The 12,230-nt window shown below is 67.9% G+C and carries 13 protein-coding genes; 3 read left to right on the forward strand and 10 right to left on the reverse strand.

The features are described from left to right. Positions 1-14 precede the first annotated feature (14 nt). The 10 genes from AC3RCE_RS15580 to AC3RCE_RS15625 form a co-directional block, all read right to left on the reverse strand. Positions 15-827, reverse strand: a complete 813-nt coding sequence (locus AC3RCE_RS15580; RefSeq protein ID WP_492253422.1) for an ATP-binding cassette domain-containing protein — start codon at positions 825-827, stop codon at positions 15-17. Positions 828-831: 4 nt separating this feature from the next. Continuing rightward, a complete protein-coding gene (locus AC3RCE_RS15585; RefSeq protein ID WP_492253423.1) occupies positions 832-1,794 on the reverse strand; it encodes an aliphatic sulfonate ABC transporter substrate-binding protein in 963 nt (320 codons plus the stop codon). Positions 1,795-1,839: 45 nt separating this feature from the next. Beyond that, positions 1,840-2,712 carry an aliphatic sulfonate ABC transporter permease SsuC gene (ssuC, locus tag AC3RCE_RS15590; protein ID WP_492253424.1) on the reverse strand — a complete coding sequence of 291 codons (873 nt, stop codon included), beginning with the start codon at positions 2,710-2,712 and terminating at the stop codon, positions 1,840-1,842. Continuing rightward, complete coding sequence (locus AC3RCE_RS15595) at positions 2,709-3,083, reverse strand: VOC family protein (protein WP_218294613.1); 375 nt, start codon at positions 3,081-3,083, stop codon at positions 2,709-2,711. The genes ssuC and AC3RCE_RS15595 overlap by 4 nt, the downstream gene beginning before the upstream one ends. Before the next feature lie 23 nt (positions 3,084-3,106). Then, positions 3,107-4,270, reverse strand: coding sequence for an FMNH2-dependent alkanesulfonate monooxygenase (ssuD, locus tag AC3RCE_RS15600; protein ID WP_492253425.1), 1,164 nt, complete (start codon positions 4,268-4,270; stop codon positions 3,107-3,109). A gap of 26 nt (positions 4,271-4,296) precedes the next feature. Further along, positions 4,297-4,518: a hypothetical protein gene (locus AC3RCE_RS15605; RefSeq protein ID WP_492253426.1), complete on the reverse strand. Its 222-nt coding sequence runs from the start codon at positions 4,516-4,518 to the stop codon at positions 4,297-4,299. Positions 4,519-4,690: 172 nt separating this feature from the next. After that, complete coding sequence (locus AC3RCE_RS15610) at positions 4,691-5,647, reverse strand: sulfonate ABC transporter substrate-binding protein (RefSeq protein WP_492253427.1); 957 nt, start codon at positions 5,645-5,647, stop codon at positions 4,691-4,693. Between the two features lie 43 nt (positions 5,648-5,690). Continuing rightward, positions 5,691-6,653, reverse strand: a complete 963-nt coding sequence (locus AC3RCE_RS15615) for a sulfonate ABC transporter substrate-binding protein (protein WP_492255391.1) — start codon at positions 6,651-6,653, stop codon at positions 5,691-5,693. A 263-nt stretch (positions 6,654-6,916) separates the two neighbouring features. Further along, positions 6,917-7,507, reverse strand: a complete 591-nt coding sequence (gene ssuE, locus AC3RCE_RS15620; RefSeq protein ID WP_218381708.1) for an NADPH-dependent FMN reductase — start codon at positions 7,505-7,507, stop codon at positions 6,917-6,919. Between the two features lie 113 nt (positions 7,508-7,620). Further along, on the reverse strand, positions 7,621-8,646 hold the full coding sequence (locus AC3RCE_RS15625; RefSeq protein ID WP_492253428.1) for a sulfate ABC transporter substrate-binding protein: 1,026 nt from the start codon (positions 8,644-8,646) through the stop codon (positions 7,621-7,623). Positions 8,647-8,812: 166 nt separating this feature from the next. Between AC3RCE_RS15625 and AC3RCE_RS15630 the strand changes: the two genes are divergently transcribed. The 3 genes from AC3RCE_RS15630 to AC3RCE_RS15640 all read left to right on the forward strand — a co-directional run bounded on the left by AC3RCE_RS15630 (position 8,813) and on the right by AC3RCE_RS15640 (position 12,222). After that, entirely contained in the window at positions 8,813-9,088 is a 276-nt protein-coding gene (locus AC3RCE_RS15630; protein ID WP_218294608.1) for an oxidative damage protection protein, read from the forward strand. Positions 9,089-9,358: 270 nt separating this feature from the next. Further along, positions 9,359-11,272, forward strand: coding sequence for a bifunctional tRNA (5-methylaminomethyl-2-thiouridine)(34)-methyltransferase MnmC2/FAD-dependent 5-carboxymethylaminomethyl-2-thiouridine(34) oxidoreductase MnmC1 (mnmC, locus tag AC3RCE_RS15635; RefSeq protein ID WP_492255392.1), 1,914 nt, complete (start codon positions 9,359-9,361; stop codon positions 11,270-11,272). 146 nt (positions 11,273-11,418) lie between these two features. Further along, the gene (locus tag AC3RCE_RS15640) at positions 11,419-12,222 is read left to right on the forward strand and encodes a sulfite exporter TauE/SafE family protein (RefSeq protein ID WP_218340995.1); all 804 of its coding nucleotides are present in this window, start codon (positions 11,419-11,421) and stop codon (positions 12,220-12,222) included. The last annotated feature ends 8 nt before the right edge of the window (positions 12,223-12,230 follow it).

Below are 12,230 nucleotides of genomic sequence, written 5' to 3' on the forward strand. Positions count from 1 at the left end.
GGCGCCAGAAACGGCTACACCGCCCAGCGCAGACCATGCGCAGGCACGCCGGGCCACGGCGCTTCGTGCGCGGGCTCGCCCTCGGGCTTTTGCAGCACGCGGTCCAGGATGCGTTTTTCGATCGCCGCAAAGGCGGCGTCACCGTGCGACCGGGGACGCGGCAGGTCGATGCGCTGGTCCAGCGCGATCTGGCCGTCCTCGATCAGGATCACGCGGTCGGCCAGGGCCACGGCCTCCTGCACATCGTGGGTCACCAGCAGTGCGGTGAAGCCGCTGCTGCGCCACAGGCCTTCGATGAGGCGGTGCATCTCGATGCGGGTCAGCGCATCCAGCGCGCCCAAAGGTTCGTCGAGCAACAGCAGGCGCGGGTTGTGCACCAGCGCACGGGCCAGGGCCACGCGCTGGCGCTGGCCTCCGGACAGGCGCGCGGGCCACTCGGTCAAGCGGTCCCCCAGGCCCACGCGGGCCAGCACATCGGCGGCGGCGCCGCGCCGCGTGGGCGGCAGGCCCAGGGCCACGTTGTCGGCCACGCGCTTCCAGGGCAAGAGGCGCGAGTCCTGGAACATGATGCGGGTGTCGTCGCTCAGCCCGGCCACGTCCTTGCCATCCAGGCGGATCGCGCCGCCCGAGACGGATTCGAGGCCTGCCACCAGGCGCAGCAGCGTGCTCTTGCCGCAGCCGCTGCGGCCCACGATGGCCACGAACTGGCCAGGCTCGATCACGAGTTCGGTCTTCTTGAGCACGTCGCGCGCGCCATAGCGCTTGTCCACGCCGCGCACTTCCAGGCGCACGCCTTGCGCGGCGGAGGTGTTGGTCGTCTGGGTCATGGTGTCAGGCTCCGGTCTTGAACAGCGGCACGTCCAGCGCGTTCACGCGCTTGGGCAGCAGCTTTTCGGCAAAGAAGGCATCGGCGATGCGTTGTTGTTCGGTCAGCGCCGCGGGCACCACGGCGCGCACCTCGTAGCTGCGGCGGCTGTTGGCCAGCTCGATCACGCCCGCGTCCAGCCCCCACACGGGCGACAGCAGCGCGGCCGCGTCCTTGGGGCTTTGCTTGACCCACACGCCGGCTTTTTGCAGCTCGTTGAAGAACACGCGCAGCACATCGGGCCGCGCCTGGGCAAACGGGGTACCGGCCAGGTAGTAGCGCTGGTAGGAGGCCAGGTCGCGCCCGTCGGCCAGCACGCGCACGGCGGACTGCTTTTGCACGGCGGCCAGGAACGGGTCCCACACCACCCAGGCGTCGATGGCGCCGCGCTCGAAGGCGGCCCGGCCATCGGCGGGGGTCAGGTAGGCGGGCTCGATGTCCTTGAACGACAGGCCGGACTTTTCCAGCGCGGCAATCAGCAAGAAATGCACGCCGGCGGCCTTGGCAAAACCGATCTTCTTGCCCTTGAGCTCGGCCACGGTCTTGATGGGCGAGTCGGCGCGCACCACGATGGCCTGGGCCGACGGCGATGGAGACTCCTGCGCCACGAAGGTCAGGTTGGCGCCCGCTGCCTGGGCGAACACCGGCACGGTGTCGGCCACGTCGGCACTCACATCGATGTTGCCCAGGTTCAGCGCTTCGAGCAGCGGCAGGCCGCTGGTGAACTCGTGCCACGTCACCTTGACGTTGAGCGGCGCGAGCAACTGCTCCAGCGTGCCGCGCGTGCGCAGGATGGTGGTGAGCGTCGATGACTTTTGCAAGCCTATGCGCAAGGTTTCAGGCTTGCCCTGCGCGGCGGCCAAACCGCTCGACAACGCGGCGATGGCACCCAGCACGGTGCGCCGGTGAAGGTTGAAAGAGGTGGTCATGGTGGTCCGCAATTCTTGGAATGAAGGGTCGGGCTGCAGTGCGCCTTACGGCGTCTGGTAGCCAGGATGCCAACGCAGCCAGTAGCGCTCCAGGCCCTTGGCGAACAGGTCGGCCAGCTTGCCCAGCAGCGCGTACAGCAGGATGCCGACCAGCACGATGTCGGTCTGCAGAAACTCCCGCGCATTCATCGTGAGGTAGCCGATACCCGCCTGCGCGGAGATGGTCTCGGCCACGATCAGGATCACCCACATCAGGCCCAGCGAGAAACGCAGGCCCACCAGGATGCTGGACAGCGCGCCGGGCAGGATGATCTGCTTGTACAGCTGCCAGCGGCCGAGGCCGTAGGTGCGCCCCATCTCGATCAGGCCTGGGTCCACGTTGCGGATGCCGTGGAAGGTGTTGAGGTAGATCGGGAAGAACACCGACACGCTGATGAGGAACAGCTTGGCCGATTCGTCGATGCCGAACCACAGGATCACCAGCGGAATCAGCGCCAGCGCGGGGATGTTGCGCACCATCTGGATGGTGGAGTCGAGCAAGGTCTCGAACACGCGCACCGAGCCGGTCAGCAGGCCCAGCAGCAGCCCCAGGCCGCCGCCGATGGCCAGGCCCGCCAGCGCGCGGCCGGCGCTCACCTTGACGTGGGTCCACAGCTCGCCCGACACGGTGAGCGTCCACGCGGCCTTGATGACTTCGAGCGGCGCCGGCAGCACGCGGGTGGACAGCCAGCCCTGCGACGAGGCGATCTGCCACAGCACGATGAGCCCCACGGGCACGGCCCAGGGCAGCAGGCGCTGCGCAACGCTGGCAAGGAAGCGGGCCAGCGGCGCGGGCAGCAAGGGACTCTCGATCGGCAGATCGACGGAGTCGGCCACGGGCGATACCTGCAGCTCTCGGACAGTCTGTGTCTGTGTCATGGGTTGATTTCCGGTTCGTGGTCAGGCTCCAAGAACTCCAGCTGGTTGCCCGCCGGGTCCTTGACGTAAAAGCGCAGGTAGCCGGGCAGTGCGCGGTTTTCCACCAGCGCCAGTTCGGCCTGCAGCAGGCGGTGGCGCAATGCGGGCAGGTCCTGCACCTCGAAGGCCAGGTGCGATACCGCGGGCGCGGGCTGCCAGTGCTCGGTGGGCACCAGGTCGATGCGCTGCGTGCCCGCGGCAAAGCGCAGCGTGTTGCCCGCCTGCAGGCGCACTTCGGGCAGCCCCAGCAGGCTGGCATAGAAGCGCCGGATGGGCGCCTCGGCACCGGCCGGAAAGGCCAGCTGCACGTGGTTGATGGACTGGATGCTCATGGCGTGGCTCCTCGTCGGTGCGGTCAGCTTTGCGAAGCGCGTGGCACGAAGTCGTTGGCCACGGTTTCGCCAAAGGGGCCGAGCGGGTTGCCGCCAGCGAGCTTCTCGCGCACGCCCAGCGGCAGCAGCGGGAACACCAGTTCAGCGAAGCGGTAGGCTTCTTCCAGGTGCGGATAGCCCGACAGCACGAAGTGGTCGAGCCCCAGGTTCGCGTATTCGGTGATGCGCGTGGCCACCGTCTCGGGGTCGCCCACCAGGGCGGTGCCCGCGCCGCCGCGCACCAGGCCCACGCCGGCCCACAGGTTGGGGCTGATCTCCAGGTCTGCGCGGCTGCGCTTCACACCGCCAGCATGCAGCGCGGCCATGCGGCGCTGGCCTTCGGAGTCCATGCGCGCAAAGACCGACTGCGCACGCGCCACGGTTTCGTCGTCCACATGGCTGATGAGTTCTTCAGCCGCGGCCCAGGCCTGCGCCTCGGTCTCGCGCACGATGACGTGCAGGCGGATGCCGAACTTCACGGTGCGGCCGTGTTTGGCGGCACGGGCGCGCACGTCGGCCACCTTCCTGGCGACCTCGGCCGGGGGCTCGCCCCAGGTGAGGTAGGTCTCGACCTGCTCGGCCGCCAGGTCGTGCGCTGCGTCGGACGAGCCGCCGAAGTACACCGGAGGGTGCGGCTCCTGCAGCGGCGGGAACAGCAGCTTGGCGCCCTTGACGGACAGGTGCTTGCCCTCGTAGTCGAAGGTCTCGCCCCGGTGGCTGCGCGTGAGGATCTCGCGCCAGATGCGGATGAACTCGGCCGACTGCTCGTAGCGCGTGGCGTGGTCCAGGAACACGCCATCGCCCTCCAGCTCCGCGCGGTCGCCACCCGTCACCAGGTTGATGAGCAGACGCCCGCCCGACAGGCGGTCGAAGGTGGCGGCCATGCGCGCGGCCAGCGCAGGCTGGTGCAGGCCGGGGCGCACCGCGACCAGGAACTTGAGCTTCTTCGTGACCGCCAGCAGGCTCGATGCGATCACCCACGGGTCTTCGCACGAGCGGCCGGTGGGAATGAGCACGCCTTCGTAGCCCAGGCTGTCGGCGGCCACTGCCACCTGCTGCAGGTACTCGAGGCTGAGCTGGCGCGCGCCCTTGGCTGTGCCAAGGTAGCGGCTGTCGCCGTGGGTGGGGATGAACCAGTAGATTTTCATGGTGTCGCTTTGCCGTGTGGGGGTCATCAATAGGAGAAGGCCAGGCCGTAGCCCGCCAGCGAAAAGCCGAAACGCAATGGACACGCCCGCATGCCCCCCGCCGCCACATCGGCACGCACACCGGCATGCACACGGTTGCGCGTGCGGACCGGCCTGCGCGCCGGCGCCTTCAGGCGCCAGGCGTTGGCCGTGGTGCGCAGCACGCGGCGTGCTGCGTCGTGGACAGGGTTTGCGAAAGCGTTGGGCATGTCAGGGCTCCTTGGTTTCAATTGCGGCGGACTGTGTGACGCATGGCGTTCAAAACTGGCGCGGCCCAGGCCAGTGCACCCGTGGAACTGGCTCTGCCAGGCCACCGGGTGCGTCCCCCTCCCGTAGGAGAGGGGGAAGACGCGAAGCGGCTCAGGGGGTGCGCCCCGGCCCCTACCACGGCGAGCGCGCCACGTCGCGCACCTGGATCCGCCGGGGAATCAGCTTCAAGTCGAAGAAGGTGTCGGCGATCCTTTGCTGTTCGACCAGGATCTCGGGCGTGACCGGGCCCGTGCCGTACTCGGCACGCGACGTGGACAGATCGAGCACGGGCTTGGGGATGCCGAACAGCGGGGCCAGTTCGGCCGCCAGCAGGTCGCGGTTGACCTTGGCCCAGATGTCGATCTTGTTGATCTCTTCGATGGCGATGCGCAGCACGTCGGTGTTCTTGTCGGCGTACTGCAGCGACGAGAAGTAGTAGGCGCGGTTGCCCACCACGCCGGTGGCGTCGGCCAGCAGGCGGGCGTCCAGCGTCTTTTCGGCGGCAGCGGCAAACGGGTCCCAGATCACCCAGGCGTCCACAGAGCCTTTTTCAAAAGCGGCACGCGCATCGGCGGGCGGCAGAAAGGCCACGTTCACATCGGTGTACTTCAGGCCGTGCTTTTCCAGCAGCTTGACCAGGAAGTAATGCACGTTGCTGCCCTTGTTGAGTGCAACTTTCTTGCCCTTGAGATCGGCCACGGTCTTGATGGGCGAGCCCTTGGGCAGCAGCACGCTCTCGGCCTTGGGGCGGGGAACGGTGGCGGCCACATAGGCCAGCGGGGCGCCCGCGGCCTGCGCGAAGATCGGGGGGGCTTCGCCCACGTCGCCGAAGTCGATGGAGCCGACGTTCAGTGCCTCCAGCTGCACGGGGCCGGCCGTGAACTCGGTCCATTTGATGGAGACACCCAGCGGGGTCAGGCGCTTTTCCAGCGTGCCGCGGCCCTTGAGCAGGCTCAGGAAGCCCTTCTGGTGGCCGATGCGGAACTCACGGGCGGGGGTTTGCGCCAACGCACCGAAGGCCGGCAGCGCGACTGCGCTGGCCGCACCCTGGACGAGGCGGCGGCGGGACAGGGAGATCGAAGTCGTCATGGTGTTCTTCTGAAGGTGGATGCGTATGCAATGGGCCGGGGCATCAGGGCTGGGCGCCGAGCACCACTGCGTCGCTCACCTTGATGGCCTTGGGGATCAGCTTCAGTTCGAAGAACGTGTCGGCGATCTTTTGCTGGTCGGCCGCGACATCGGGCGTGATGGGCTTGACGTTGAATTCGTAGCGCTGCAGCGCCAGCTCGACCACGTCCACCGGCAGGCCTTGCAGCGGCGCGATCAGCTCTGCGGCCTGGCGCAGGTTCTTCTTGAGCCAGATGCCCTGCGCCACGGAGTCCTCGAACAGTGCCCCGATGACCTTGGGGTTCTTCTTGACGAAGTCGCGCGCGCCCAGGTAGTACTGGTAGTTGTTGACCACGCCGCCCACACCGTCGGCGAGCACGCGGGCCCCAGTCGCCTTCTCGGCGGCGGCCTGGAACGGGTCCCAGATCACCCAGGCGTCCACGTTCTTGCTCTCGAACGCGGCGCGGCCATCCGCGGGGGCCAGGTACACCGGCGTGATGTCAGTGAATTTGAGACCGTTCTTTTCAAGCTGCTTGACCAGCAGGTAGTGCACGTTGCTGCCCTTGTTGAGCGCGACCTTCTTGCCCTTGAGGTCGGCCACCGACTTGATGGGCGAGTCCTTGGTGACCAGGATGGCTTCGGCGCGCGGTGCCGCAGGGTCATAACCGAAGTACACGAACTTGGCCCCCGCCGCCTGGCCGAAGATGGGAGGCGCCTCGCCCACATAGCCCACGTCAACGGCGCCCACGTTCAGGCCTTCGAGCAGTTGGGGACCTGCAGGGAACTCCACCCACTTCACACTGAAACCCAGGGGCGCGAGTGTTTTCTCCAGCGAGCCGGTGGCCTTCTGCAGCACGAAGAGGCTGGCCGACTTCTGGTAGCCGATGCGCAGCTCGCCTTTGCCTTTGCTCTGGGCATGCACCGGTTGCGCCAGCAGGAAGGCTGCGATCAGCACAAAAGCCGTGAAGACCACGAAGCCGATGAACATGTTGCGCAGGGCGGAGAGCCAGCTCGCTGTGGGGGCGGTGCGGCCCTCCTGTGCGCCATCGCGTATCAGTGTGCTCATGGTGAATGTCCTTTGAAAATCAAAAAAGTGGCGTCTGAACCGGGCAGTGCTCCGCCCTGCCTGCCGCTGCGCGCGGAAGGCCCATCGAGAAAAATGAGGAAAAGGGATGAGGGGGCCCGCCCTGCCCTGCACTGTCGCCGCGCCATGCAGGCAGCGCAGCGCAGCGAACCGGCGGGCGGTGCCCGTCAGACGCTACATCGCACCTGCGAGAAATGCACCGGCGCAAACCGCGTGGCCTGGGCGGGCGATGGGCGCAGGGTTTCCGTGACAAGCACATTCACGGCGTCGTCCAGCCGCGACGCGATGTCTTCGTTCACGTGGTAGGCGCCTTCGGGCGTCAGCGTGACCTGGGCGTCGGTGGCGTAGATGCCGGGCAGGATGCTCTTGGCACCCAGCGACTGCAGCACGGGGCGCAGCGCATAGTCCAGCGCCAGCATGTGGTGCGGGCTGCCTCCCGTGGCCAGCGGCAGCACGATCTTGCCCTTGAGCGCCGTCTGCGGCAGCAGGTCCAGAAAGACCTTGAGCACGCCGCTGTAGGCGGCCTTGTAGACGGGCGTGGCCACCACCAGCACACTGGCCTGGGCGACCTGGTCGACAGCGCCCACCACGGTGGGGTGGCCGAAGTCGGCCAACAGCAGCGCCTGGGGCGACAGGTCGCGGATGTGAATGCGGTCCACCAGCGCGCCGCGCACCGACAGGCGCTGGGCCACGGCGTCCAGCAGAGCGGCGGAGCGGGAACGCTCGGAGGGGCTGCCGGCGATGAGAAGAGCGGACATGAAATGTGTTTCCAGAGGGCGTGACTTGGCCAGCGCCACCGCGGATCCGGCTTCACCGGGCCACGGGTGGCGCCCCTTGAGGGGAGGCGGCCAAAGGCCGCTTCGGGGTGAACCTATTTTTTGGTGTAGATCTGGTCGAAGCTGGCGTTGTCGGCAAAGTGCTCCTTGGCCGCCTTGTCCCAGCCACCGAACGCGTCGTTGATGGTGAACAGGTTCAGTTTGGGAAACTGCTTGGCGTACTTGGCCTTGGCCTTGTCCGACACGGCCGGACGGTAGAAATGCTTGCCGGCGATGTCCTGGCCTTCTTCGGTGTACAGGTACTGCAGGTAAGCCTCGGCCACGGCACGCGTGCCCTTCTTGTCCACGTTCTTGTCCACCACCGTCACGGCGGGCTCGGCCAGGATGGAGATCGAGGGCGCGATCACGTCGAACTTGGTGCCGAATTCCTTCTCCAGCAGGTAGGCCTCGTTCTCCCAGGCGATCAGCACGTCGCCCTGATTGCGCTGGGCAAACGTGATGGTGGAGCCGCGTGCGCCGGTGTCCAGCACGGGCACGTTGCCGTACAGCTTGGCCACGAAGTCCTTGGCCTTGGCGTCGCTGCCCCCGCTCTTGCGCTTGGCGAACTCCCAGGCGGCCAGATAGTTCCAGCGGGCGCCGCCCGAGGTCTTGGGGTTGGGCGTGATCACGCTGATGCCGGGCTTGACGAGGTCATCCCAGTCCTTGATGCCCTTGGGGTTGCCCTGACGGACCACCAGCACGATGGTGGAGGTGTAGGGCGAGCTGTTGTGGGGCAGGCGCTTTTGCCAGTCCTTGGGGATCCAGCCGCCGTTGGTGTGCAACGCGTCGGTGTCGCCGGCCAGCGCCAGGGTGGCCACGTCGGCATCCAGCCCGTCGATGATGGAGCGCGCCTGCTTGCCCGAGCCGCCGTGGCTTTGCTTGACGGTCACGTCCTGGCCGGTCTTGGCTTTCCAGTGCCTGGCGAACGCCTGGTTGAAGTCCACGTACAGCTCGCGCGTCGGGTCGTACGACACATTGAGCAGCGTCACAGACTGTGCAAACGACGGCAATGCCGTCAGGGCCAAACTCCCCGCCAGGGCGGCGGCGAAGGGAAACTTGATAAAGTCGCGGCGAAAGTTCATAGGGAGCCTCTTTTTTTCGAATGCAAAACGGTGCAACTCACCGATGAAACGCATTCTGGAAGACCCTCTTCAAAACTGGAACTACTGAGATTTCAGTTCTTTATATCCAAATCATCTGAGCAGCCCTTTGCGCTGCGGCAGACTCCACCCATCAACAAGGAACCCCATGGCACGCACCGTTCAATGCATCAAGCTCGGCAAGGAAGCAGAGGGCCTCGACTTTCCGCCCTACCCCGGCGAGCTGGGCAAACGCATCTGGGAAAACGTGAGCAAGGAAGCCTGGGCAGGCTGGCTCAAGCACCAGACCATGCTGGTCAATGAAAACCGCCTCAATCTGGCCGACGCGCGTGCCCGCCAGTACCTGGCCCGCCAGATGGAAAACCATTTCTTTGGCGGTGGCGCAGACGCCGCGGCGGGATATGTCCCGCCCAGCGCGCAATGAAGCGCAGCGAAATGCAGCGCTGCAAAAAGTGGTTTCGCCAAAACCACTTTTTCGGCGGTGGTGCGGATGCCGCAGCGGGCTACGTCCCACCGAGCGCATGAGCCTCCATGTCAGTTTTCCGTAGCATTGCCGACCACCCGCAGCCCATGAAACTGGCGCTGCCCGGGCGAGGTAGCCGCGGAACTGGATTTGCCAGGCCGCTGGCTGCGGCCCCCTCCCACGCGAAGCGTGAGAGAGGAGGACGGCGCGAAGCGACTCAGGGGGTGCGTCATCTCCGAGCCTGTTGACTGGCTGCCGGACGGCACCCCCTACAGCCCCCGTTTTGGTGACCGCTACCACAGTGAAAATGGCGGCCTGGACCAGGCCCGCCGCGTTTTCCTGCAGGGCTGCGGCCTGCCTGAGGCCTGGGCGGGGCAGCCGCAATGGCGCATTCTGGAAACGGGGTTCGGCTTCGGGCTGAACTTCCTGGTGACCTGGGCCGCCTGGCGGGCTGACCCCGCACGCCCCACCCTGCTGCACTTCGTGTCGACCGAGGCCTGGCCCGTGAGCGCGGCCGACCTGCTGCGCGCCACCACGGCCCACCCCGAGCTGGCCCCCTTGGCGCAGGAGCTTCATCGCCAATGGTGGGGCCTGCTGCCCGGGGTGCACCGGCTGCGGTTCGACGGAGGCCGGGTGCTGCTCACGCTGTGTGTGGGCGATACACAGACCGTGCTGCGCCAGCAGCAGCTGACGGTGGATTCCATCTACCTCGACGGTTTCAGCCCGCAGCGCAACCCCGGGATCTGGGACCTGCACACCCTGAAGGCCGTGGCACGCTGCTGCCGGCGCGGCACCCGCCTGTCCACCTGGACCATCGCGCGCGCGGTGCGCGACGCGCTCACCCAGTGCGGCTTCGCGGTGGCCCGTGTTCCGGGCGTGCCGCCCAAGCGCGACAACCTGCACGCCCAGTACGCCCCCCACTGGGAGCCGCGCACCGCCCCCCGCGCACAGCCCGAACCCGCGCTGCCCGGCGATTGCATCGTGATCGGCGGGGGCATCGCCGGCGCGGCCAGCGCGGCCAGCCTGGCGCGCCGGGGCTGGCAGGTGCGGGTGCTGGACAGCGCCGCGGAACCCGCCGCCGGGGCCTCGGGCTTGCCGGCGGGGGTGTTCGCGCCCCATGTGTCGCCGGACGACAGCGTGCTGTCGCGCCTGTCGCGCAGCGGCGTGCGCACCACCCTGCAGCAAGCCCGATGGCTGCTGCGCGAAGGCACCGACTGGTTGGCCTGCGGCGTGCTGGAGCACCGCACCGACGGCACCCCCGGGCTGGCCGCCAGCTGGGGCCAGGGGCCCGGCGTGGACTGGAGCGAGCCGGCCCCGCCGGCAACGCTGGCCGCCGCGGGCCTGGGCCGCGAAGCCACCGCGTGCTGGCACAGCCAGGGGGGCTGGATACGCCCCGCGCGCATGGCGGCCGCCCTGCTCGCGCAACCCGGCATCCACTGGCAGGGCCACTGCGAGGTGGCCCGCCTGCGGCGTGTGGAGGCCGCCGGCGCGGCGCCCGTCTGGCAGGCGCTGGACGCCCGGGGCCAGGTGCTCGCCCAGGCGCCCACCGTCGTCATTGCCGCGGGCGCGGGCAGTGCGATGCTGCTGGAACACCGATGGCCCCTGCAGCCCGTGCGCGGGCAGGTGTCCTGGGGCGAGCACCAGGCAGGCCCCGGGCCCGGGGTGCCTTTTCCCGTGAATGGCAACGGCAACCTGGTGCCCCGCTTTCCGCTGGGTGACGGCCCGTGCGGCCCGGCTGCGTGGGTGATGGGCTCCACCTTCGAGCGCGATGTGGATGCCCTGCCTCCGTCCGGGGCCGACGTCCAGGCAGCCCACGCGGCTAACTGGACCAAGCTCCAGGCGCTGCTGCCCCAAACGGCCCCGGTGCTGCGCGCGGCCTTTGCCGCCGCACCGCAGGCGGCGGAGGCTGCGCCCGGCCCCCTGCACGCCTGGGCCGCCGTGCGCTGCACCGCGCCCGACCGGCTGCCGATCGTGGGTCCCGTCGACACCGAGGCGCTGCACGGGCTCTGGGCCTGCACAGCGATGGGCGCGCGCGGGCTGACCCTGGCGCTTCTGTGCGGCGAACTGCTGGCCGCCCGCCTGCAGGGAGAACCCCTGCCCATCGACACGAAACTCGCCAAAGCGCTGGGCAGCGAACGGTTGTAGCGGGCCTGTAACAGCTTCGTGACCGGGAATCACGGCGGCTTACCCCGTGGAAACCCGCGCCAATCCTTGCTTATAAGCAAATAGGCATATTGGAAGGACGAAACAATAGTTTGCATCCATAAGCGAGCATCCTACATTCGCACCCTATGCATGAATTGGTGTTTGTCTTCGCAGGCTTTGCGGTCGGGTTCATCGTGGGCCTGACCGGGGTCGGCGGCGGCTCGCTGATGACCCCCGTGCTGATCTTTTTCTTCGGCGTGAAGCCCCACCTGGCCATCGGCACCGACCTGCTGTTTGCCGCATTCACCAAGATGGGCGGCACCGTGAGCATGGCGCGCCAGCGCCTGGTGCCCTGGCGCGTGGTGGCCCAGCTGTGCGCGGGCAGCATTCCGGCCGCGCTGCTGGCGCTGTGGGCGCTCAAGGTCCTGGGCCCCGCCAGTGCCCAGGCGCAGCGGATCATGACGACCACGCTCGGTTTCGCGCTGCTGTTGACAGCCGCGGCCACGCTGTACAAGGTGGTGGCCTTCTCGCGCCAGCGCCAGGCGGCCGACCATGCCAAGCGCCAGGCCAGCACCGAGCAATCCACCCGCCCCCGCCACTGGAGCCTGCCCGTGCTGCTGGGCGCCGTGATCGGCACGCTGGTCACCTTCACCTCGGTGGGCGCGGGCGCCATCGGCGTCACGGTGCTGCTGCTGGTCTACCCCCTGCTACCCCTGCCCCGCGTGATCGGTGCCGACATCGCCTATGCCGTGCCATTGACCCTGGTGGCGGGTCTGGGCCATGCCACGCTGGGTTCGGTGGACTGGCCTTTGCTTGCACAATTGCTGGCTGGCTCGTTGCCGGGCATCTGGCTGGGCTCGCGCCTGGTCACCCGCACCCCCGAGCGCCTGATCCGCTCCGCGCTGTCCCTCCTGCTGGCCTGGGCAGGCGCCAAATTAATAATGATCTGATTGGTCCA

The sequence above is a fragment of the Acidovorax sp. GW823-FHT05D11 genome, assembly GCF_058795695.1.